Here is a 21,717-nt window from a genome sequence, read left to right on the forward strand (position 1 = left end):
GATTAGACACCTATTTCATCGTATTAAAACCGGTTCCCAGGAGATGCAGGCAACGATGCAGCGAAGCGGCGACATCGTTGACCGGCGAATTACGAAAGCGCCTTCGATATGGATTGCTCGAGCATCAGCAATTCGTCGAATTGCGTGATCAATTCAAAGCTCAGTAGAAACCCGAACGTGTAACACGCCGAGGGAAATCGCTGCATTGCGCTTAATACGGGCGCGGCAATTCGTGTGCGGATCGCATCGCGCGTCATGACGTAGACGATGGCCACGCCGAGCGCGGCGCCGGCGATGACATCCGTCGGGTAATGCAGGCCGAGATAGACGCGTGGCAGACAGATGAAAGCCGCGGCGTAGAGCAAGGCGAATACGCCCAGGCGGCGCCACGTCAGAAAGACCCCCATGGCGATCGCGACCCAGAGCATCGCGTGGTCGCTCGGGAAGGAGCCCCAGGTCCGAAACGGCGGGTCGTGGAGCCCCGCCGGAGGAAAGTGCAGATGCAACTCCGGATTGTTGATCGGCCGCAGCCGGAACGGCAGATAATGCGCCAGCGCACGGCCGATGACCAGCGCGGCGAGCCCGCTCAGAATCGTCGCAATCACCATTTCGCGCCGCCATTCGGTCTGTGCCTGCGGCTTGAACCACAGCCACCAGAGCATCGGAATCAGCACGAAGCCTTTGAACGTATATAAACCCGCGACCACCCGCACCGCATGGTTGAGCAGCACGGAAGCAAACGCGTGCTGTGTCAGGAACGACTGGATCGCCGTGTCGAAACCGTTCATGAGTCCTCCCTTGATTTATCGTACGAAATGCGTTCGTCACGCCTGTCGCGGAGGTTTCGAGCCACGAGAGAGGCGAACGTAACACTCAAAAACGCGCGGAAAAACACAAAAAACGGGGAGGGCGGGCTAATCCCTATCGGGACCGTAATGCGCCTGCGGGACCATTGCGGTGCCGCAACATCGATGGCCGGCGAAAGACGGCTGCGCCGGTTGCCAATCGAACCCGCCACGCGCTGCATCTTCCGCGCGAGCCCCGGCCGCGGCGCGCCCGCCCGACGAATGCCATAATTCGGGGCTGCCACCACGCATTCAGGACAAGACAATGAGAAGCATCGACGATCCGCAACACGACCAGGAGGTGGGTGTCGCGGACAGCACGCAAGACACGACGCGTATCGACGACGTGCGCATCGGCGCCGTACGTCCGCTGATTTCCCCCGCGTTGCTGCAGGACGAACTGCCCGTGCCGCCCGCGGTACAGGCGCTCGTCGAGCGCGCCCGCGCGGAGATCGGCGATATCCTGCACGGACGCGACGACAGGCTGCTGCTGATCGTCGGCCCCTGCTCGATTCACGACCATGACCAGGCGCTCGACTACGCGCGCCGGCTCAAGGCAGCCGCCGACGCACTGAAGGACGACCTTCTGATCATCATGCGCGTGTACTTCGAAAAGCCGCGCACGACGGTGGGCTGGAAAGGCTACATCAACGATCCGCGGCTCGACGGCAGTTTCCGGATCAACGAGGGTTTGCGCTGCGCGCGGCGGTTGCTGCTCGACATCAACGGCCTGGGCCTGCCGGCCGGTACCGAGTTCCTGGATCTCCTGAGCCCGCAATACATCGCGGACCTCATCGCCTGGGGCGCGATCGGCGCGCGTACGACGGAAAGCCAGAGCCACCGCCAGCTTGCCTCGGGGCTCAGTTGCCCGATCGGGTTCAAGAACGGTACGGACGGCGGAGTGCAAGTCGCGGCGGATGCGATCGTTGCCGCGCGAGCGAGCCATGCCTTCATGGGCATGACCAAGATGGGCATGGCCGCCATCTTCGAGACACGCGGCAACGACGACGCGCATGTGATTCTGCGCGGCGGGAAGAAAGGCCCGAATTACGACAGCGCGAGCATCGCCGAAACCTGTGCGGCACTCGATGCGGCGGGACTGCGCGCCCAGGTGATGGTCGATTGCTCGCATGCCAATTCGAGCAAGGCGCATCGGCGCCAGATCGAAGTGGCGGACGATCTCGCGCGGCAACTCTCGCAAGGCGAGGAGCGCATCGTCGGCGTCATGATCGAGAGCAATCTCGAAGAGGGCCGCCAGGACCTGAAACCGGGCGTACCGCTTTGCTACGGCGTGTCGATTACCGACGCCTGCCTGAGTTGGGCGCAGACCGAACCGGTGCTCGACGTACTCGCCAACGGCGTGCGGGCGCGGCGCCAAACGAAAGAATCGTCGCGCTGATCGAGGGCTCGCGAACGCGAGCCCGGATGGAATGCCTGCTTAGTTGAGCCAATAAATCGTGCAGGGATCGTCGGGCTTCATCGAGCAGGCGTTCATCGGCCACGTGCTGCTGGCCTGCACGACCTCGTGCACGGCTTCGCGGGCGCCGGGGCTGCGCCCATAGACGACCACGGCAAAGCACATCAAGCCGAACAACGTCACGAGCGAAAAGGCAACTTTCTCAAAGGCTTTCATCTGATCAATACCGCTTACCGGACACGGCCGCTATTATATCTTGAAACCTAGGGTTTTCCCCTAAGGGTTTTGAGGCAAGCACCGCGTCACATCCATTCCCGCAAGAATCAGGCAGCGGGACTTCGCCATCCCGGGGGAGCCCACCGGATGGCCTGAATGTAGAGGGCGCCGATTCACCGCGTGTTGCGCTCGGACAAAGAAAACGAAAAAGTCACCGATGGCGGCGGTCGGTCGTTATCGGCAGATACCTCGTCACGGCCCGCAAGCTCTTTGGGAGCATCGGCGTCCGCTCCCATCGGGAGGGCGCGCTGGCAAACGTTCATTCCCGCAAAAACTGGCATACAGTCGCCGTACCGCGGGAATCGCCGCGATGCCGGCGACGGCTCGGCCGCCGAAGCCTCGCATTCGTGTAGCGGGGATCTCGCGTGGGCCGCGTGGCGCCGCGAGGCGAACGCCGAAGGGGGGACCGTTACAATGTCGCGCTCACGGATTGCCATGATCACGGTCGTGACCATGGCCGCATTCGCGGCCAATTCACTGCTTTGCCGGCTCGCGCTGCGCGGCACCAGCATCGATGCCGCAACGTTTACGACGATCCGAATCGCATCGGGTGCGCTTTCGTTGTGGCTGATCACGGCGCTTTTCGGCACGGGCGTCAAACGCGCCGGCAATTGGGCGTCCGCTTTCGCCCTTTTCGTGTATGCGGCCGGCTTCTCGTTCGCTTACCTGAGCCTCGACGCCTCCACGGGCGCGCTGCTGCTCTTCGGCGCCGTGCAATCGACGATGATCGGCTACGGCCTGCGTCGCGGCGAACGGTTTGCCGCGCGGCAGTGGGCGGGGCTCGCATGCGCGCTTGCGGGCCTCGTCGGCCTGCTGCTGCCAGGGGTTTCAGCGCCGCCGCTTTCGGGCTCGCTGCTCATGATCGCGGCGGGAGCCGCCTGGGGCATCTACTCGCTGCGCGGCAAAGGGGCCGCCTATCCGAGCGCCGCGACCGCCGGCAATTTCATGCGCGCACTGCCGTTCGCCGTTGCCCTGAGCGCCGCCACCTACATGCATGCGACAGTCGGGTTCGACGGCGCGTCGTATGCCGTAATCTCGGGCGCGGTGACATCGGGGCTCGGCTACGCGCTTTGGTACGCCGTACTGCCTTCGCTGAGCGCCGGCGTCGCCGCCACGCTGCAATTGAGCGTACCGGTAATCGCCGCCCTCGGAGCCGTGGCATTCCTCGGCGAACATCTGACGTTGCGCCTCGCACTCGCGTCGCTCGCTATTCTGGGCGGCATCGCCCTCGTCGTGCTGCGCCCGCGCGCGGTCGAGCGCGCGCCCAAGTCAGGCTGAGCCCCGAACGCCATCGCGCGCGATCGGCATCCGGGGGCCTCAGCGCACAGAACCGGCAAGATGCCCGAGCCGGCGGAGTGCCTGCTCGAGCGAATGATCGAATGGACGCGGGCAACTGATCCGCACAAACGAACGGAAGCGGTCCGAATTTGAAAAGATCGACCCTGGCGCGACGCGAATGCCCTGCACCAGGGCAGCCTCGAATACCTTTTCGGAATCCGTTCCCTCAGGCAAAGCGATCCAGAGCAGCAACCCTCCTGTCGGCGAGCTCGAACGCGTACCCTCGGGAAAGTAGCGGGCGACCGCATCGATCGTTTTCTCTCGTTGCGCGCGCAACTTTTCGCGCAAGCGATGCAGATGCCGATCGAAGGCGCCGGAGCCGATGAACTCGGCCGCGACGAGTTGGGGCAGCGCCTCGTTATGGCGGCTCTGGGCAAACTTGAGCATCCTGACGCGCTCGTGCCAACGCCCCGCCGACATCCAGCCCAGCCGCATTCCCGGCGCCAGGACCTTGTTGAAGGACGCACAATGAATCACGTGCCCGCCGGTATCCCACGCCTTGATCGGCTTCGCGTTCTCGGGAGAATCGGAAAGCTCGCGATAGGGCTCGTCCTCGATGACGGCCACGCCGTACCGCATGCAGAGTTTCAATAGCGCGGCCTTGCGTTCGTCCGGCATCACGCAACCCAGCGGGTTCTGCAGATTCGGCACGACGACGAGCGCCTTGACGTTGCCATAGGCCGCGAGCGCGATTTCGAGCGCCTCCAGCGACATGCCCATGGTCGGACTCGTCGGAATCTCGAGCGCGCGCAAGCCCAGGCTCTCGAGAATCTGCAGCAGCCCGAAGAACGCGGGCGATTCGATCGCGACCGTATCGCCCGGTTGTGCGACGGCGCGCAGCGCCAGATTGACGGCTTCGACACCGCCGGTCGTGACGATGATTTCGTCTGGCGATACCGTCACGCCCGCGGCAAGCGCACGCCTCGCGGCGGCCTGCCGAAACTCGGGCACGCCCGAATCGGCCCCGGCCTCGGTCAGCAGCGTGGGGCGGTGCCGAAGCAGCCTCGTGGTCAGCGTCTGCAGTGCGGCGGTTGGATAAAGATCGGCCACCGCCGTCGCGCCCCCCAGATTCAACGCGTCAGGAAAGGCGGCGGCGCGCGCGATGACGCGCGAGACCTTTTCGTGCAAACCGACGTACTGCGCCTCGTCGGGCACGACCGGCACCTCCGGCTCTCGGACCGTATCGAGCTTTGGCGGCACCGGCGTTCGCACGAAATAGCCGGCGCGCGGCCTGGCATGGAGCCAACCGGCGTCCTCGAGGCAGCGGAACGTCTGGATCGCGGTGGACAAGCTGACGCGATGCCGGCTCATGACGGCTCGAATCGACGGCATGCGGTCGCCGGGCGCAAGCGTGCCCGCAGCGATGATGCGCCGGTAGTACTCGGCGAGCCGCCCGTACAAGGGCTCCCCCGTATCGGGCAGATTGCACCGCGCGTCGTCTTCGTAGGAATGCATAGGCGATATGTTGCGGCGAAGCATGCCTGCCCCGCCAGATACAGCGAAACCCAATTGCGACCGATACAGAAACGGCGAATGCCGTCCTGCTGCGCTACAGATTCCAGCGCCCTGAATCTGTCTGCCCGCCCGGGAAAAACGTAACGTCGGAACGACCGGCCGCGACTCATCGCTCGCGGCCGACACCGACCCGACGAGCGCACGAGAGCGATATGAAAATGGAAGAACAGCGGTATTTCCCAGGGCAAACCCAACTCTGCTCCGTCGCGCGCGCGACGTGCATCCTTGCGCCCAACGGCCCTTTGAAGCTGCGCTACAGGGACCGCTCTCTCTCATCGCTCGACGCCGCGTTCGAGATCGTCGTCGACCTCTACGAAGGCGAACGGTACGTGATGCCGTGCGCTGCCTGGGTTGCAATCTCGGCGATGGGCAGCGCGCCGGTGCGTGCGGTGTTCATCCGCCCACCCGCCTGGCCGCTGCGGGTGGCGCACGTCGCTTCGCGCCTTCGCGCCAGCGTCATGGCTGCACTTGCCGGCGGTAACATGTCAGCCCGGAGTCACACGCCGCGAAACCGGCCATGAGCACACTCACCCCGGCGCGTACAGAGCCGGAGGGCCGCTAGCGCAAACTGATGACGCTCACCGATATGCCGCTTGGCGCGATCCGCGAAGTGGTACGGCGCGGCGGCGCCGAATCAGCGCTCGGGTTTGTCGCTGAGCGCGCTCAGGTTGGCACGCAGACGCTCGCTCATCGGCATGCCGAGCGTGATCCCTTTTGGCGGAATCGGCTGCTCGAACCATTTTTCGTAAAGCCGGGTGAATTCGCCTGATTTCATCATGCGTGCGATCGTCGTGTCGACGAGTTGCTTGAAAGCCGGGTCGTCCTTGCGAACCATGCAGCCGTAGGGCTCCACTTGCAGCGTATCGCCCACGACCTCGAGCGAGGCCGGGTCCGACGCATTCGCTTTCAAGCCGTATAGCAGGATATCGTCGAGCGCAAGCGCTTCGGCCCGATCGGCGAGCAGCAACTGCAACGCATCGCCATAATCTTTGCCGGCCACCGTCTCGATTCCAAGCCCGTGCTCCTGGCCGTACTGCTCGATGACTTTCTGATTGGTGCTGCCGGCAACCGTGGCAACGCGCTTGTGCGCCAGATCGCCGTAGTTGGCGATGCCCGAACCGCGTTTGACGAGCACGCGCGTGCCCGCAAAGAAGAAGCTGATCGAAAACGCCACTTCCTTACCACGCGCGGCGTTATTCGTCGTCGATCCGCATCCGAGGTCATAAGTACCGTTCACGAGCAGCGGGATGCGGTTTTGCCCGGTCACGGGGAGATAGGCGACGTGCAACTCGGGCCGGCCAAGTTGCTTGCGCACGGCATCGATGATCGCCTCGGTCAGGTCGACGGAAAAGCCGGCCGGTTTATGCGGCGTCAGCAGATAACTGAACGGGACCGCCGATTCGCGGTAGGAAACCGTGATCGTATTGGTCTGCGCAATCTTCTTCAACGTTTGCGCGCAAAGATCCGGCGCGACGGCCGCAACGCCGATCGCGAAACACGCGGCTGTGATTCGTTTAACGATGCCCATGGTCTCCTCGCTGTTTTTCGTCATCGAAGCGCGTTCGGTGACCCGTCCTCGTCGGCACTCGACGAACAGGGTCATGCCTGCAATCTAGGCAGAGGCGAAAAAAGCGAGTTGACGCAAATCAACGGGCGCGGAGCAATGTCACGCCTGGACGCGGAATACCTGTGCCGCCTGTGCGGCGACGCACGCAGCAACGATCAATTGGATTTCGTGGGCAGACGCTTGAGATCGTCCTGGCCGACGGCGCCGACATACTGCCAGCCGCCCGGCATCTTGACGAACGTGAAGCCTGTCGGGGTATCGACGTAGACGTCGAAAACCTGGGCCTGGGCAGCCGAGGCGACGGTTTTTGCCATTGCCGGCAAGGCGCCGGTCAGTCCGAACGACAGCGCGGCACAACCGATAACGAGTGCGATCTTCTTCATTTTCAAATCCTCAGTCAATTGAATGTTCGTTTGTGTCTCCTATCTTGTGATTTGCTGGGTACATCCACGCCTGCACGGGTCAAAAAACCGCACACGCCGCCAGCGAGCGCGCATTTTACACATACTGGCCGACCTTCATTGTGGTTGCCCCCCGTGACGCCGGCTTGACGCGTATCAAAACGAAGCGCGGGACGAAACGCCGCAGCCCGATGCGGCGGCAGCGATCGCCGCACCGCCTTGGCAGCGGCGCAGGTCCGCGGATTGCTCGCATTGTTCTCGGTTCAGGCGAAAAGGAGGAGCCGGCTCATGAACGAAACGACAGGCACCCCGCAACAAGCGGATTTCAAACACCCAAAGCCCGCGCAGCACAACGACGACGCCCGCAGCCGCATGCCGGAGCGCCACGACGAAGGGCGCAAACAATCGCCGGCCGACAAGCCGGGACGCAAACCGGGCGAGGGAGAAACACCGGTAGGTTGACGTGCGGACGCCCTCGCGCGTCAATGCAGCGTGTGCTTCGGCCCGCGCGTCCCCACCAGGCCGAGCGCATCGGCCTTCAGGACGAAATCGGCGAGCGAGCGAGCTTCCATCTTTTTCATGGCCTGCGCGCGGTGCAGCTTGACGGTCATTTCGCTCAATGCCATTTCGGCGGCGATCTGCTTGTTCAGCAGCCCCTTTGCAACGAGCGCCATGACCTCGCGCTCGCGCGCCGTCAGCGATTCGTAACGCGCGCGCAGGATCTCGAACCACCGCTCCGCCTCGCGCCGCGTCTTGTCCTTCGCGAGCGCATCGGCAACGGCGTCGAGCATGTCCTGCCCTCGAAACGGCTTGGAGAGAAAATCGATCGCGCCACCCTTCATCGCCGTGACCGACATTTCGATATCGCCGTGCGCGGTCACGAAAATAATCGGCAACCGCCGCTGGCGCGCGATCTGATCCTGCGCGGCCAGCCCGCTTTGCCCACGCAATCTCACGTCCAGAATGAGGCAGCTCGGGATATCCGGCATATCGAACGCAAGAAACTCATTGACCGAACCGAACGTCTGCGCCGCTACGTCGACGGAATTCAGCAAAACGGTGATGGCCTCGCGCATGTCCTGGTCGTCGTCCACGACGTAGACGATCGATTCGCGCGCCTGATCGGGTGTACCGTTGATCATGCCTCTATCCCCCTGTATCGCAAGTGATCCGTCCCTGTGACCGGACGATCGAGATTCTAGCAAGGTCGCACGTCAGTGGCCGGCACCCGCCTCACCGGGCACGCCAAACTCGAATATCGCGCCGCGCGGCGTATTGGCAGCGGCTCGGAGCCATCCCGCGTGGGCATCGACGATGGTCTGGCAGATGGCCAGCCCCATTCCCATGCCGGTGGCCTTGGTCGTGAAAAACGGCTCGAACAGCCGGTCGCGCTCAGCGGCCTCGATTCCGGGGCCCGAGTCCGAGACCGTCACGACCGCCGCGCCCGACGCGTCCTTTTTCGTGCTGACGACGAGCGCCCGCTGCCCGTCCTCCATGGAGCCCATCGCCTCGATGGCGTTGACGATGAGGTTCAGCACGGCCTGCTGGAGTTGCACGCGGTCGCCTCGAACCCGCGGCAAGTCCGCCGCCAGCCGCACGCTGACCGAAACGCCGCCTCGCTGCGCCTGCGTGCGCGTCATGGCGATGACTTCCTCGATCGCTTCGTTCAACAGGACAGGCTCCTTCGACGGCGGCGCATTTCGGACGAGGCGGCGAATGCGGTCGACCACTTCGCCCGCGCGCATCGCGCCATCGATGATGCGACTGAACGCCTGGCTCGCCTCCGCGAGCTTCGGCGGCTGAGCGCTCAGAAACCGCAGCCCCGCTTCGGCATGCGTGACGGCCGTGGCAATCGGCTGCTTCACCTCGTGACCGATCGCCGCCGCCAATTGACCCATGGTCGTGACGCGATTGACGTGCGCCAGTGCCGTCTGCACTTCGCGATAGCGTAGTTCGTTCTCGCGCGCTTCCGCTTCAGCCTGCTTTTGTTCCGTCAGATCCAGCACGAAGGCCACCCCCTCCGAGCCTGCTTCGTCGAAGTTGGCCACGCCGATCAGGATCGGCACCCGGCTGCCGTCCTTGCGGAAGTACTCCTTTTCGAAGGGCGGTACCTTGCCCGTGTCGCGCAGCATCGGCTCCCAGATCCGCACGTCCCGCTCGAGCCATTCCGGCGGCGTCAAATCCCGCCACCAGATACGGCCGGCGGCCAGATCCCGTCGATCGTACCCGAGCATGCGCAACAGGGCCTCGTTGGCCTCCAGAATCCTGCCTTCCTCCGAATAGATGAAAATGCCGACGATGTTCGAATCCACCAGCCGGCGGATCTTGGCTTCGCTTTCCACCACGCCCCGATACAGGCGGGCGTTTTCCAGCGTGGCGGCGGCCTGCGACGCCAACACCTCCAGCACGGCAATCGCGGCAGGCGAAAATACGTCGGCGGCCAGATCGTTCTCCAGGTAGAGCGCACCGATCAGCCTCGCCCGTACGATCAAGGGTACGCAGAGAACCGAGCGCACGCTGTGGTTTTCGATATACGGATCGGAGGAGAAGGAGGAATCGCGCGCGGCATCGCCCACCACGACGCGCTCCCTCGTGCGCAGGACATAGCGAAGAATCGTCTCCGACAGCATGGCAGGGCCGACAGGCTCGTCAACAAGCCGTATCGCCACGCCTGCGCCGATGCTCGTCGCCCTCGCCTGGATCCGCTGCGCTGGGCCCTGAGAAAGCACGAGCAAACCGCGATTCGCCCCCGCCTGCTCGACGGCGGTGCGCATGAGCACGTCGATCAGCTTGTGCAGATCCATTTCGCCGGCAACGGCCTGCGACAGCTTGATTACCGTGGCAAGGTCCAACTGTTCGACCGTGTTGACGGAGGGTCGAGCGGAAGCCGGCGCGCCTTCGCCGGTCCGCAGGCACGCATGCGTGGCCTCGAGCAACGAGGCTTTGGCGCCGGCCCCCCATTTCAGATAGCACTGATGCGCGTGGCGCAGATACGCCTGCGAAGCGATCTTGACGTCGCGCGCGGCGAAGAACGCCGCCGCAAGCTCGCTGGCAAGCGCCTCGTTGTGAACGAAACCATTGTCTTCCGACGAGCGAATAGCCTGTTCGTAAAGCGACTGCGCCTCGAACGCACGCCCCTCGATACGCGCGATCTCCGCGCCTACGAGCGCCGCGCGGCCCTCGAAATTGTCCGGACAATACCGCGCCCAGGTGGCCAGTTGCCGATGATGAACGGCGATCGATTCGACGAGTTCCCGCCGGCGCGCCGGCGCAACCGTATCGCTGTACGCGGCAAGCGCCAGGGCCGCATAGAAGTGAAACTCCGCTTCCTCGAGAAAGAGCGTCGATGTCCACAGCAACGCTTGCGCTCGGCACGCGGCATCGACGGCGTCCGCATAGCGACCGGCCAGGTACCGGGCTTGCAGCTTTCGAATCCAGTACCAGCACTCGGCGATGGCGAGCGAGCGGCTTTCGGACAGGCGCTGCTCCAACCGGGGTTCGCCCACGAGCTCGTCGTCGAGACGGCCGAAAGCGGGCGAGCCGCCGCGCAGCGAGCGAACGAAGGCGCGTTGTGTGGAAATGATGTCGACGACGAGACCGAAACGCGCCGCTTGCGCAAACGCGAGGCCGCGCTCGATTTCGTCTTGAGCTTCATGCAGCGGCGTACCCGCAAAGAGCAATTGCGAGTTGAGGTTGTTGCAGGCATATGACGCGTAGAGCAGGTCGCCGGCCCGATTGGCCGTATCGAACGCGCGGGACAGCAAGGGGCCGCTTTCGCGCACATGCTTCATCCAGCGCGCCACGACGATGACGAAAACGAGGTACGTGCTCGCCGCGAAGCGCCCCAGCCCGCGCTGCTCGACGAGATCGTAGCCGAGTTGCCCGAAACGGAAACCCGCCTCGAAATCGCCGAAGCGCGGGCCCGCGATGCGCGCGAGCATCACGTAGGCGAAACACGAAGCGTCGCAATTGCCGTGCGCGAGACTCAGGTTGACCGCCTTGCAGATCGATATCGACGCGAGATTGATATCGGTGAATATTGCCGGCGTCTGCGCCTTGACGAGGACCTCCACGGTCGAGAGCGCCTCCGGGTTCGTCATGACTGGCGACGCGACGAGCGCTTCGATCGAGCGCCCCCCGAGCGAACGGCCGATTTCCTGATATTCGGCACGGACTTCGTCGTCGGTTGGATTCGCGGGCCAGTGGATGCCCACGCCCCGCAGGTAGTCGAGCGCCACTTCGATGGCGATGTCGCTGCGGCCCTGCGCCGTGCAAACATCCATGCGCAAACAGGCCACAGCAGCCTGCTCGACGGTGCCGATCGCACGCGCCGATAGTGCAACGAGCCGAGCGCTCGCGGCCTCCAGTTCGCCGGTCAACAATTCGCATTCGGCCCGCTCGAGTTCCAGCGCGTACGACAACCGATGCTGCCGTTGCCACGCGTCGCCGCCGAGCAGCGCCGCACCGATCGTCAGGTAACCGAGCGCGGCTGCGTAAGCCGTCGAAGCCTTGGCACGCTTGCCCGCCATCAGATTCAGTTCGGCCAGCGCCTCGCGCTCTGGTTGCTGCGTGATGAGCGCAACCGCACGGTTGAGCTGGCTGACGAGGTCGAACACGCACTCCTCGCGCCTCGCTTCCGGCGTGTTCGAGAGAAGCAGACGCCCGATTGCAAGGTGCGCCCGAGGTCGTGCCTCGCACGCGATCAGCGAATAGGCGGCCTCTTGAATGCGGTCATGTCCGAACCGGTAGAAACCCGCCGCGCACTCGACCAGTTCGAGCCGCACGGCGTCCCGCAGGTGGGCATCCAGCACTTGCTCGGACGTCCCGTGGACCGCCGACAGCATTGCGGCCGTCGCCCCATCGCCAAGACAGGCAAGCGTTTGCAGCGCCTCCCGGGTTTCGGGCGCGAGGCTCGCGAGCCGGGCCGCCATGAGCTCGACGACGTTATCGGTATGCCGCGCCGCCCGAATACGCTCGATATGCCAGCGCCAGCCGCCCGTGGATCGATCGACGCCCAACAGCGCCTTGTCTGACAGCTCACGCAAAAACTGGATGATGAAAAACGGATTGCCGTCGGTCTTTGCCCGCACCGTCTGCGCAAGCGGCTCGACGCGCTCGGGTGTCGTGCGCAGGGCGTCCGCCGTCAACTGCGCGACTTGATCGCCTGGGAGCGGCCCGATTTCGATCTCGTTGATCCTCGCTCCGGCCCGCCGCATGGCCTCGATCCTGCGCGCGAGCGGGTGCTGCGGACCGACGTCGTTGTCGCGGTAGGCACCGACCAGCATCAGGTAGCGCAAGTCCGGGCGGGCGAGCAGATCGTCGAGCAATTCGAGGGTTGCCACGTCAAGCCACTGCAAGTCGTCCAGGAACAAGACCAGCGGATGCTCCGGCCGCGCGAACACGCCCATGAAACGCCGCAGCACCAGTTGAAACCGGGTTTGCGCCAATTGCGGCGCGAGTGTCGGCACTTCTGGCTGCGCGCCGACGATAACCTCGAGCTCCGGAACGAGATCGATCATCAGGCGGCCGTTGGGACCGAGCGCCTCCTCGATAGCGCGGCGCCAGTTCGCAAGCTCGACTTCGGCCTTGCCGAGCAGCCGCCGCACCAGGGACCGCAACGCCTCGGCGAGCGTCGAATAGGGAATGTCGCGCTTGTACTGGTCGAACTTGCCCGAAGCGAAAAGGCCATTCAGCGGCAGCAGCTCCTTGTGCAATTCGTGAACGACCGACGATTTGCCGATCCCGGCCGGCCCCGCCACCAGCACGAGTTCCGGCTCACCGCTTCCGGCGACACGGCCGAGCACGGCGAGCAGCGCGGCGATCTCGCGCTCGCGGCCGTAAAGCTTCTCGGGAATCAGCAGCCGGTTGCAGACATCTCCGTCTCCGAGCGCAAACGCATCGACCCGCCCGGACGACCGCCACTCGGCCTCGCAGCGGCGAAGGTCGTGCGCAAGCCCGGCCGCCGTCTGATAGCGCTCCTCGGCCGCCTTGGCCAAGAGCCTCATGACGATCCGCGACACTTGAACCGGTACGCCCGGGACCAGCACGGAGGGTGGAACCGGACGTCCGGCGATATGGCAGTGAATCCACGCCATCGGCTCGGAGGCGCTGAACGGCAGCACGCCGGTGAGCATCCGATAGAACGTGACGCCCAGCGAGTACAGATCGGAGCGTGCATCGATCGAGCGATTCATGCGGCCGGTCTGCTCGGGCGCCATGTAGGGGAGACTGCCTGCAATGAGCTCCGGCGGCTCGGGCAGTTGACGCTGCCGCGGCAGGCAAGTGGCGATGCCGAACCCGGTGAACCGCACGGATGCGCTCGTCTCGTCCACGACGATGTGCGAGGGCTTGACGTCCTTGTGCACGAGGCCGCGCTCGTGAACGCGGCCGAGTGCGTCGGCCATGGCCGAGGCCAGACGACAGAACCGCAGGACGTCCATCGGACGGTCCAGCATGTGCTCGAGCGGCTGCGCGCCCGGGTCCTCGATGATCAGTACGGGGCGCCCTTCTTCGTGCAAGAGTGCCAGCGGGCGCAGCGCCCATTCGCCGTCCAGCTCGTCGCGCAAGCCGTATTCATGCGACAGGCGCTCAGCGCTCGCTCCCGGCGCACGCTCGCGTGCGGGCACCACGGCCAGCACCGCCGCAGGCGCACCGGCACCGCGCGTAAGCCGCGTGTGGCAGTACGCGTATTCGCCGTCGTCCCATGCGACTGTCAAACTCCCGTACAAGTGCGCCTCCAAGTCGCAAACTCGCTTCACAGCCGCTTCACAGCAGCTTCACGGCCGATTTACAGCCGAAGCCAGGCGATAACGGCGAGGACGGTCGGGTCCCTCGCATCGGCGATCGGCAACGGACAACCGGCGCGGTGCGCGAGCGAAGCGGCGTCAGCCAACCCGGAATCGGCGCTCAGGTACCGCTGTCGTTTCGAACGAACAGGTTGGGCGAACAACGATATCGATGCGCAAATGGAGAAAGACGGTGTGAGGCCCGCGGCTTCGAAGCGATCGGGCACCATTGTAGTAGTGCAAAAACCGCTCGACCACTGTCGACGAGAGGCAAACGCGGAGGGCGGCGCCTGCGATGCGCCGCCCTCCGCGTCAATTGCAGATGCTCACGGCGTGGCAGTACCGCCTGCCGAAAGCCGGCGTCAATGATGGGTGAAGAGACTACGCGGCATCGGAGCCGTTCGCACCTTCGAATACTGGAACACGGGCATCTGCTTGACCGCGTCGCGCGTTGCGCCGGCCCAGACGAGCTTGCCGTCCGCGATGTCGATCTGCGTGAACGGCACCGCAACGTCGTGCTCCGAGACGCCGAGGAACTGATGAGCCGCGACGATGGCGAACGAAACCGCATCGTCGGGGGTGATGATGATGTCGTGCAGCACGCCGACCTTCTGGCCGTGATCGTTGTAGATCGGCTTGCCGAGCAGGCCCTTCTTCGCGCTCCAACCGTTTACGACGAGGTTCGCCTGCTCGACGCTCACGCCGAGCACCTGGGTCCCGGCAACCTGAGCCGACGCGCTCGCCGACGCAAGCCCCAGAGCGGCTGCGGCGACGATGGTCCATGTCCATTTCGGTGCTTTCATCATTGACTCCGTAAATCGGTGAAGGTCGTTTCGCGGCAATGCGGCCGGCGATGGCCGGGCCGAATGCCTGCTCGATTCGCACATATCCGTGGAGCGGCCGAACGATACGCCCAGCCGAATCCTTGCTCTTGCGCTACGCGTACTGTGCACGCAACGCGCGCGACAGGATTTCGAATTCGCACGATGCGCGCATCCGTGCGCAAGAGCACGCACCGGCACGCACCGGCGGCGCGCGACGCGGCAACGCCGAAAACCCGCGATTCGCGCGCTGGCTTATCCTTGGGACTTGCACATGATTTGAACGAGGGACGCCAAGCCGCCGCGCGGGCGTCCGAGGAGCCATCGACATGCGACAGGTGCTGCATCATCTGAACATCCGGTCCCCCGGGCAGGGCCTCATCGAATTCACCGAGGAGGTCCGGCGTTTTGTCGAAAGCGAGCGGATCGCCACGGGGCTGCTCACGCTTTTCTGCCGGCATACGTCGGCATCGCTGCTGATCCAGGAAAATGCGGACCCCTCCGTGCAACGCGATATCGAACGCTACGTCGCCGACCTCGCGCCTGAGGACGAGCGGCGCTACGAACACGATGCGGAAGGCCCGGACGACATGCCTGCACACCTGCGCACGGCGCTCACGCAGGTTCACCTCGCCGTGCCGGTCGAGCACGGCCGGCTCGTACTCGGAACATGGCAGGGGATTTATCTCTTCGAGCATCGTCGGCGCGCGCATACACGGGAGGTCGTGCTGCATCTCTTCGGCGAGTAGTGGGAGGCGTGGGCGGAGGCGCGGCGTAGAGGCGAAGCGCAGGAGAAAAAGAGAGGCCGGGCGGCGCACTCTGTCACGAAATGAACACAGTCTGCCATGGCCGCGAACGGATACGGCGCTTCAGGCGTTCCGCGACAGGGCTTGGCGGCGCCGGGCATCAAGCTTGCGTTCCCTCCCCCCTTCGATTCCCTCTCCCGCATTGCGGGCCACTTCAAAGGAGCGACCATTCATGTCCATCGATCTCACTTTCCGCGCCGGCGAAGCCACCGTCTTCGCCGCACCGGGGCAAGTCACCGATGCGATGCCCGAGATTCTCATCGGCCGCGTCGACGGCCCCGTCGGTCATGCTTTTGCCAACATGATGGCGCAGAGCAAAGGCCACACCGCCATGTTCGCGATACGCGCCTGCAACCAGATGGTCCGGCCCGCGACGATCATCGTGCCGAAGGTGACACTGAAGGATATGACCACGATCGACCTGTTCGGCGGCGTGGTGCAGTCGGCTACGGCCGACGCCATCGTCGATTGCCTGATCGAAGGCATCCTGCCGAAGGAGCAGGCCAACGAGCTGTGCATCGTCAGCCTCGTCTGGATCGATCCACGCTGCGGCACCGACTCGAATCTCGACAAGAAGGATATGTACCGCACGAATTACGAAGCGACAAAGCTTGCGGTCCAGCGCGCCATGAACAACGAGCCGAGCGTCGAAACGCTGATCGCGAACCGCCATACGATCAAGCACGACATGGACGATTGGAGCTGAGAGCTTACGTAAATCGGCCGGCGTCACTGCCGGCCGTCACCGCCGCCGCGTTTTGAAGGCACAGCTCCAATGAGCCGGCTAGGATGCTCCGCGAGTAGCCAGAACTGTCCTGCGGACATCTCGATGCCCTGGCACGTACCGGTGTCTGTCAGTTGCAACTCCGTGCGTAGCGGTGAGAAATGCCAGATGACCGAGCAACATAGAACGCAAACGCCAATGGCACCGCGTATGTGTCAGTGATTTCTGATCTTGCTTGGCGCAATGAGACTCCAATGCGCCTCGCACAACGAAGAGGCCTGCCACCGCAAGGCTAGAGCAGTCGCCCCCCGACTAACGAGGCTGCCGTCAAGCTCGCGTGTAACCGCCCGGCAAAGCAGCCTTGAAGGCCTGCGCCGACGGTAAATGGGAGTCGATTCATCCCCGCACTCGCGGGGAACACCCGTTCGAGCTCGGCCATCCCCTCGTCATAGGCGGTTCGTCCCCGCGCTCGCGGGGAACACGCGCTGAGCGTCAGGCCGCCGCTGATGATTGCCGGTTCATCCCCGCGCTCGCGGGGAACACGGATGCTTGCCTTGGGCGGCATCGACGAGGTGCGGTTCATCCCCGCGCTCGCGGGGAACACCACGACCGCAGCAAACAACGCCACGGCTGATCCGGTTCATCCCCGCGCTCGCGGGGAACACCTGGCGTGGCTCACGCCGAGCCCTATCATGCTCGGTTCATCCCCGCGCTCGCGGGGAACACCTTGTCGTCGCCCGCCATCGCACCGAATTGATCGGTTCATCCCCGCGCTCGCGGGGAACACCGGCGAGTGGGTCGCGTATTACTCTATCGAACCGGTTCATCCCCGCGCTCGCGGGGAACACTGCGACAGCGCCTTGAACGTCTCGTAGGCTTGCGGTTCATCCCCGCGCTCGCGGGGAACACTTCCAGACCTTGCGCGTGGAGACGCCCGCCGTCGGTTCATCCCCGCGCTCGCGGGGAACACCGCAGGGCCGACTCGTAGCTCACCGAGTACACCGGTTCATCCCCGCGCTCGCGGGGAACACCCTTGTAGTCCGGGAGAAGCTGCTTAAGCGGGCGGTTCATCCCCGCGCTCGCGGGGAACACGCCCCATTTAGGTAGAAGTTACTGACGCCGGCCGGTTCATCCCCGCGCTCGCGGGGAACACGCGTCTTGCCGTTCTTCGACTGCGCTCATACGCGGTTCATCCCCGCGCTCGCGGGGAACACTTGTCTCCGACGGGGGAGCCGCGGCCGACTGGCGGTTCATCCCCGCGCTCGCGGGGAACACATCGCGTTCCCGCTGCATTCCTTTATGACGCACGGTTCATCCCCGCGCTCGCGGGGAACACCTCAAGCGAAACGCGAGCGGCGGCTACGAGCGCGGTTCATCCCCGCGCTCGCGGGGAACACATCTGCTCGACGCCGCTACCCCAGCTCGTCGTCGGTTCATCCCCGCGCTCGCGGGGAACACGTGCCCGCGACCGAGCGGAATGCGCGGCAATCCGGTTCATCCCCGCGCTCGCGGGGAACACGGTCACGCAGCCCCCCTATGGATACTCAAAGGCGGTTCATCCCCGCGCTCGCGGGGAACACATCCCGCGTCTGCCCGTCACCAATTGGGCCGGCGGTTCATCCCCGCGCTCGCGGGGAACACTTACGGTGCTCGGCGTCATGATGTTCGTCGTGCGGTTCATCCCCGCGCTCGCGGGGAACACATGCGCGTAGAACAGCACCCCATAATCACCGCCGGTTCATCCCCGCGCTCGCGGGGAACACCGATTTGATTCCGTCCTTGCCAACGATCAGCGCGGTTCATCCCCGCGCTCGCGGGGAACACGAAACCGAGAGAGTGCCGCCGTTGTTCCAGAGCGGTTCATCCCCGCGCTCGCGGGGAACACGCTCTCTCGCGCCGCTAGCTGCGATTCGAGGGCGGTTCATCCCCGCGCTCGCGGGGAACACTCCTCGCCACGAGCGTCACGCCCGCGATCATGCGGTTCATCCCCGCGCTCGCGGGGAACACCCTGTCATCATGCTCCGGCGTCCAGCCCTCAACGGTTCATCCCCGCGCTCGCGGGGAACACAGTGCACTCGTCCAGCATCTGGAAGATCACATCGGTTCATCCCCGCGCTCGCGGGGAACACTGAGCCAGTTGATTCTATGACGTTCGCCACCTCGGTTCATCCCCGCGCTCGCGGGGAACACTGATCGTTGCGTTACCCGTTACTGTGATCCCGCGGTTCATCCCCGCGCTCGCGGGGAACACTACGGGCGTCATGAAATTCATCTGGACGTCAGCGGTTCATCCCCGCGCTCGCGGGGAACACGCCCACGAGCACGAATTCACGGGTGTCCTCGACGGTTCATCCCCGCGCTCGCGGGGAACACAATCTGAATTTCGCTGGTATCGCTCATGCCGCCGGTTCATCCCCGCGCTCGCGGGGAACACTCGACCTTGCAGAAACACGTCCCTGCGACGCGCGGTTCATCCCCGCGCTCGCGGGGAACACACCAACTGTAACCAACTGATTTTACAGAACAAAAACGACACTCCGAAACTTACCAATTTTTAAAGAACGAACCCGGTCCCATCACGCCGTGAACGGCGTTATTCGCCTACATCACCGATTTGCAAAGGCGGAAGGAAAGACACCAGCTTGGCACCGTCAAACTCGGCTGGCATGCGGCGGTTGGTCCCCAGCGTGACAAAATCAAAACCTGCTTCATTAGCAGCCTGCCAAGCCATCACCGCGTTGCCATCATCCAACCCCTCTTCCACTTGTTGCCATAGATATTCTCGGACTTTGCGGTTGTAGTTGCCTACGTAAACGCCGGCACGAACCTCTAGCAGCCAGATCGCCATCCGCCCTCGCAGCCTCGGCGGCGCGTTCTCAAGTACGATGACCAGCATCGCCCAGCCCCTCGTCTTCCGGGAATGCCGCGTCCACCACGCCCTGCGCTTCTGGCTTGGCTAGCTCACCGGCGTCAAGCAACGTTTCGATGTCCGGAATAATGCGCTCCAGCAGCCGCGTTTTCCGAAACATGTCACGGCAACGCTGGCGTACCTCACGCTCCACATTGCCCGCTGGCCTGGCAGCGACGGCGAAGGCCACTGGCACCACCGTCTCGAATTTATAAATGTCCGCCACATCGTAGACGAAGGACAACGGCTTTCCACTGTGAATAAAACCGATGGCCGGCGCGTAACCCGCCGCCAGCACTGCAGCCTCCGCCACGCCGTACAGGCAGGCGGTAGCAGCGGATAGGCATCTGTTGGGGACGTCGGCTTGGTCCCAATCTTCTCGATCATAATTGCGCGCCTGCCATTTGACGCCATGTTGCTGCGCTAACTGCTGGTACATGGCTCGCACCCGCGCGCCCTCTATGCCGCGCAATTGCTCCACGCTGCGCCGCTTCGGCGGTTCGTCGCCGAAGCGCCGACGATACATCTCGCGCACCACCTTGAGCCGCGCGTCGTCGTCCAGCGCGAGTCGCGCTTGGTAAAGCAACCGGTCGGCGCGTGCACCTCCGGGCTGGCCTGCCGAATACAGCCGCACGCCCGCCTCACCCACCCAAACCAGCAGCGTACCTACTTGCGCCGCGAGCTTGCTGGCAGCATGCGACACCCGCACACCCGGCTCCAGCATCAGGCAGGCCACGCCACCCACCGGGATGTGGGTGCGCACGCCGGCGGCATCGACAGCAACAAACGCGCCGTCCAGGACATCCAATTGGCAACGCTCGACGAACAATACAGAGAGCCGTTCCTTGATCGGGAGCGGCTTCAGGGGCGGCAGCAGTTGGCTCATGGTAAGCGCTTGACCAACAGCAGACCACAGCCAAAACCCAACGCATGCCCCAGACTGGCGTGTGGCCCGCTAGCGGGCTGGCCCAGCATTGCCGGAATCAACTTGTCACTATCGCTCACCCTTGCCATGCCCTGATAATCAACGGATGAAAACCGCAGCCAGCGCCCCTTGCTGTGCAGCGCATGCTGCAGGTAAGCATCTACCTGCACTTCGTCCGCGTCGACTTCCAAACCCCAAGCTTCGGCGCGGCGAGTAAGCCACCCTAGCGCGGCACGCGTCATCTCGGTCTGGATACCACTGTTCGATAACCCCTTCGCCTTCGCTTCAGTCTTAGCCGCCATCAATACATCGTGGCGCCGGCCACGCTGCTCCTTTCCTATGGCTTTGGCTACCACCGGATTGGCGCGCAGGCTGAAATGCACCCACTCCCCAACTTCCAGCCTGGGCTGGTAGAGCTTGCTTTCGACTTTCACCGACGAGTGCCAAGCCCGTGGCTGCCGCCGCGACATTAGGTAATACAGCAGATGCCCATTGGCCCCGGTCTCGGCACGAAACAGGAAATCGCGCTTCGCATCTGGCGCGCCGGGAAACAGTTTCCACATCAGCGCATGGTCACGGTAGACGTCGCCGGTGCTCATCAGCGTCGACTCGTCCTGCAACACAGCGGATGGCACGGTGATGCGTGAGAGGTAATGCGTCATTGCGTGCTCCCCGTCAGATACACGAGCTCGCGCCTCGGCTCGAACTGCCAGCGGCGGCGCGATAGCGGCTGGTCGTGCCGTATCAGTTGCAACATGGGCTCCATGCCCGGGGCTGTCATCGCCTCATCCCAAAAATAACGGGTCTGCTGGTCCCGGCGGACGGCACCGCAACCGAGTAACGGCGAATCGCCGTCGCGGCTATCCAGCGCCTGCTTCAGCGTGTCGAAGCACACGACGCGTGGGTCCATCGGCAGCGCCAGCGGGCAAGACTTGCGCCCCAGATAAGGCACGAACACCGGCGCACGCAGTGCCGCCGCGAGCGCAGGCAAGCTATACGGAGCATCCGGTGCGGCCTCCGCGGCCACCACGCTGAAACTGTCACTGCGATAGTCCCGGCTGGTAAGGATGGTGTTGAGCTTTCGCATGTCGCGCAGCTCCTGGCGGCGGGTGCGATAAGCCACTTTCTTCGATACCTCCGGCCACTGCACTGTGTGGTAATCGCGCAGCGGCATGCCGGCAGCAATCAGCTTGACGCCGAAGCGGTATCCACGGCTCAAAACTTCCTGGCCAGCATCGTCATCACGGCACACGCCAAGTGCCGCGCCTATCATGCCCAGCAAGGCCGAACGCGATGGATGGTCCGCGCAGGCGCGCTGCTCGCCCACTGCCAGTTCGCCCCAGCCAGCCATTGGGCCGTATAGCTGGAAAACCATATACTCGCGCATGG

Annotated in this window: 18 protein-coding genes and 1 CRISPR repeat array; of the genes, 6 read left to right on the forward strand and 12 right to left on the reverse strand. The window is 64.2% G+C overall.

What is annotated here, in order from left to right; all coding sequences use genetic code 11:
- Positions 1-89: 89 nt before the first annotated feature.
- Positions 90-788: a phosphatase PAP2 family protein gene (locus U0034_RS23760; protein WP_085228933.1), complete on the reverse strand. Its 699-nt coding sequence runs from the start codon at positions 786-788 to the stop codon at positions 90-92.
- Between the two features lie 322 nt (positions 789-1,110).
- Between U0034_RS23760 and U0034_RS23765 the strand changes: the two genes are divergently transcribed.
- The gene (locus tag U0034_RS23765; protein ID WP_085228934.1) at positions 1,111-2,244 is read left to right on the forward strand and encodes a 3-deoxy-7-phosphoheptulonate synthase; all 1,134 of its coding nucleotides are present in this window, start codon (positions 1,111-1,113) and stop codon (positions 2,242-2,244) included.
- 39 nt (positions 2,245-2,283) lie between these two features.
- Here the strand turns inward: U0034_RS23765 and U0034_RS23770 are convergent, their stop codons facing one another.
- Positions 2,284-2,478, reverse strand: coding sequence for a hypothetical protein (locus tag U0034_RS23770; RefSeq protein WP_085228935.1), 195 nt, complete (start codon positions 2,476-2,478; stop codon positions 2,284-2,286).
- Positions 2,479-2,952: 474 nt separating this feature from the next.
- On the opposite strand from U0034_RS23770, the gene U0034_RS23775 reads away from it, so the two are divergent.
- The gene (locus U0034_RS23775; protein ID WP_085229069.1) at positions 2,953-3,816 is read left to right on the forward strand and encodes a DMT family transporter; all 864 of its coding nucleotides are present in this window, start codon (positions 2,953-2,955) and stop codon (positions 3,814-3,816) included.
- A 39-nt stretch (positions 3,817-3,855) separates the two neighbouring features.
- Here U0034_RS23775 and U0034_RS23780 read toward each other — a convergent pair whose 3' ends face one another.
- Complete coding sequence (locus U0034_RS23780; protein ID WP_085229070.1) at positions 3,856-5,331, reverse strand: aminotransferase-like domain-containing protein; 1,476 nt, start codon at positions 5,329-5,331, stop codon at positions 3,856-3,858.
- Between the two features lie 212 nt (positions 5,332-5,543).
- Between U0034_RS23780 and U0034_RS23785 the strand changes: the two genes are divergently transcribed.
- A complete protein-coding gene (locus U0034_RS23785) occupies positions 5,544-5,912 on the forward strand; it encodes a hypothetical protein (RefSeq protein WP_139831187.1) in 369 nt (122 codons plus the stop codon).
- Between the two features lie 113 nt (positions 5,913-6,025).
- On the opposite strand, the gene U0034_RS23790 is transcribed toward U0034_RS23785, so the two are convergent.
- Both U0034_RS23790 and U0034_RS23795 read right to left on the reverse strand, forming a co-directional pair.
- The gene (locus U0034_RS23790; protein WP_233211945.1) at positions 6,026-6,943 is read right to left on the reverse strand and encodes a transporter substrate-binding domain-containing protein; all 918 of its coding nucleotides are present in this window, start codon (positions 6,941-6,943) and stop codon (positions 6,026-6,028) included.
- Positions 6,944-7,113: 170 nt separating this feature from the next.
- Positions 7,114-7,341, reverse strand: a complete 228-nt coding sequence (locus U0034_RS23795; protein ID WP_085228937.1) for a hypothetical protein — start codon at positions 7,339-7,341, stop codon at positions 7,114-7,116.
- A 306-nt stretch (positions 7,342-7,647) separates the two neighbouring features.
- Here U0034_RS23795 and U0034_RS23800 point away from each other — a divergent pair, with 306 nt between their 5' ends.
- Positions 7,648-7,821, forward strand: coding sequence for a hypothetical protein (locus U0034_RS23800; RefSeq protein WP_170151707.1), 174 nt, complete (start codon positions 7,648-7,650; stop codon positions 7,819-7,821).
- 20 nt (positions 7,822-7,841) lie between these two features.
- Here the strand turns inward: U0034_RS23800 and U0034_RS23805 are convergent, their stop codons facing one another.
- The 3 genes from U0034_RS23805 to U0034_RS23815 all read right to left on the reverse strand — a co-directional run bounded on the left by U0034_RS23805 (position 7,842) and on the right by U0034_RS23815 (position 14,947).
- Complete coding sequence (locus U0034_RS23805) at positions 7,842-8,501, reverse strand: response regulator transcription factor (protein ID WP_085228938.1); 660 nt, start codon at positions 8,499-8,501, stop codon at positions 7,842-7,844.
- 72 nt (positions 8,502-8,573) lie between these two features.
- Positions 8,574-14,087, reverse strand: a complete 5,514-nt coding sequence (locus tag U0034_RS23810; RefSeq protein ID WP_244142498.1) for a trifunctional serine/threonine-protein kinase/ATP-binding protein/sensor histidine kinase — start codon at positions 14,085-14,087, stop codon at positions 8,574-8,576.
- A 419-nt stretch (positions 14,088-14,506) separates the two neighbouring features.
- Positions 14,507-14,947 (reverse strand): PRC-barrel domain-containing protein, encoded by a 441-nt coding sequence (locus tag U0034_RS23815; protein ID WP_085229072.1) that lies wholly within the window; start codon positions 14,945-14,947, stop codon positions 14,507-14,509.
- Between the two features lie 347 nt (positions 14,948-15,294).
- On the opposite strand from U0034_RS23815, the gene U0034_RS23820 reads away from it, so the two are divergent.
- Both U0034_RS23820 and fae read left to right on the forward strand, forming a co-directional pair.
- Entirely contained in the window at positions 15,295-15,714 is a 420-nt protein-coding gene (locus U0034_RS23820) for a secondary thiamine-phosphate synthase enzyme YjbQ (RefSeq protein WP_085228942.1), read from the forward strand.
- 229 nt (positions 15,715-15,943) lie between these two features.
- Positions 15,944-16,477 (forward strand): formaldehyde-activating enzyme, encoded by a 534-nt coding sequence (gene fae / locus U0034_RS23825; RefSeq protein ID WP_085228943.1) that lies wholly within the window; start codon positions 15,944-15,946, stop codon positions 16,475-16,477.
- 410 nt (positions 16,478-16,887) lie between these two features.
- A CRISPR array of direct repeats spans positions 16,888-18,990; the repeat unit is 29 nt; unit sequence CGGTTCATCCCCGCGCTCGCGGGGAACAC.
- A 98-nt stretch (positions 18,991-19,088) separates the two neighbouring features.
- On the opposite strand, the gene cas2e is transcribed toward fae, so the two are convergent.
- The 4 genes from cas2e to cas5e are packed head-to-tail and all read right to left on the reverse strand — an operon-like array spanning position 19,089 to position 21,715.
- Positions 19,089-19,391: a type I-E CRISPR-associated endoribonuclease Cas2e gene (cas2e, locus tag U0034_RS23830; protein ID WP_085228944.1), complete on the reverse strand. Its 303-nt coding sequence runs from the start codon at positions 19,389-19,391 to the stop codon at positions 19,089-19,091.
- Complete coding sequence (gene cas1e, locus U0034_RS23835; RefSeq protein WP_102622990.1) at positions 19,372-20,289, reverse strand: type I-E CRISPR-associated endonuclease Cas1e; 918 nt, start codon at positions 20,287-20,289, stop codon at positions 19,372-19,374. Before cas1e ends, cas2e begins: the two co-directional genes overlap by 20 nt.
- Positions 20,286-20,990, reverse strand: coding sequence for a type I-E CRISPR-associated protein Cas6/Cse3/CasE (gene cas6e / locus U0034_RS23840; RefSeq protein WP_085228945.1), 705 nt, complete (start codon positions 20,988-20,990; stop codon positions 20,286-20,288). The genes cas1e and cas6e overlap by 4 nt, the downstream gene beginning before the upstream one ends.
- A complete protein-coding gene (gene cas5e, locus U0034_RS23845) occupies positions 20,987-21,715 on the reverse strand; it encodes a type I-E CRISPR-associated protein Cas5/CasD (RefSeq protein WP_085228946.1) in 729 nt (242 codons plus the stop codon). Before cas5e ends, cas6e begins: the two co-directional genes overlap by 4 nt.
- Positions 21,716-21,717 lie beyond the last annotated feature (2 nt).

It is taken from the genome of Trinickia caryophylli (assembly GCF_034424545.1).
Lineage (GTDB): Bacteria > Pseudomonadota > Gammaproteobacteria > Burkholderiales > Burkholderiaceae > Trinickia > Trinickia caryophylli.

Bases quoted from the DNA above. Each gene is read 5' to 3' on its own strand.
- U0034_RS23770 (WP_085228935.1), bottom strand. From the start codon at position 2,478: ATGAAAGCCTTTGAGAAAGTTGCCTTTTCGCTCGTGACGTTGTTCGGC.
- U0034_RS23780 (WP_085229070.1), bottom strand. From the start codon at position 5,331: ATGCATTCCTACGAAGACGACGCGCGGTGCAATCTGCCCGATACGGGG.
- U0034_RS23805 (WP_085228938.1), bottom strand. From the start codon at position 8,501: ATGATCAACGGTACACCCGATCAGGCGCGCGAATCGATCGTCTACGTC.
- cas6e (WP_085228945.1), bottom strand. From the start codon at position 20,990: ATGACGCATTACCTCTCACGCATCACCGTGCCATCCGCTGTGTTGCAG.
- U0034_RS23760 (WP_085228933.1), bottom strand. From the start codon at position 788: ATGAACGGTTTCGACACGGCGATCCAGTCGTTCCTGACACAGCACGCG.
- U0034_RS23820 (WP_085228942.1), top strand. From the start codon at position 15,295: ATGCGACAGGTGCTGCATCATCTGAACATCCGGTCCCCCGGGCAGGGC.
- U0034_RS23790 (WP_233211945.1), bottom strand. From the start codon at position 6,943: ATGACGAAAAACAGCGAGGAGACCATGGGCATCGTTAAACGAATCACA.
- U0034_RS23800 (WP_170151707.1), top strand. From the start codon at position 7,648: ATGAACGAAACGACAGGCACCCCGCAACAAGCGGATTTCAAACACCCA.
- fae (WP_085228943.1), top strand. From the start codon at position 15,944: ATGTCCATCGATCTCACTTTCCGCGCCGGCGAAGCCACCGTCTTCGCC.
- cas2e (WP_085228944.1), bottom strand. From the start codon at position 19,391: ATGCTGGTCATCGTACTTGAGAACGCGCCGCCGAGGCTGCGAGGGCGG.
- U0034_RS23765 (WP_085228934.1), top strand. From the start codon at position 1,111: ATGAGAAGCATCGACGATCCGCAACACGACCAGGAGGTGGGTGTCGCG.
- cas1e (WP_102622990.1), bottom strand. From the start codon at position 20,289: ATGAGCCAACTGCTGCCGCCCCTGAAGCCGCTCCCGATCAAGGAACGG.
- U0034_RS23775 (WP_085229069.1), top strand. From the start codon at position 2,953: ATGTCGCGCTCACGGATTGCCATGATCACGGTCGTGACCATGGCCGCA.
- U0034_RS23815 (WP_085229072.1), bottom strand. From the start codon at position 14,947: ATGAAAGCACCGAAATGGACATGGACCATCGTCGCCGCAGCCGCTCTG.
- U0034_RS23785 (WP_139831187.1), top strand. From the start codon at position 5,544: ATGAAAATGGAAGAACAGCGGTATTTCCCAGGGCAAACCCAACTCTGC.
- U0034_RS23795 (WP_085228937.1), bottom strand. From the start codon at position 7,341: ATGAAGAAGATCGCACTCGTTATCGGTTGTGCCGCGCTGTCGTTCGGA.
- cas5e (WP_085228946.1), bottom strand. From the start codon at position 21,715: ATGCGCGAGTATATGGTTTTCCAGCTATACGGCCCAATGGCTGGCTGG.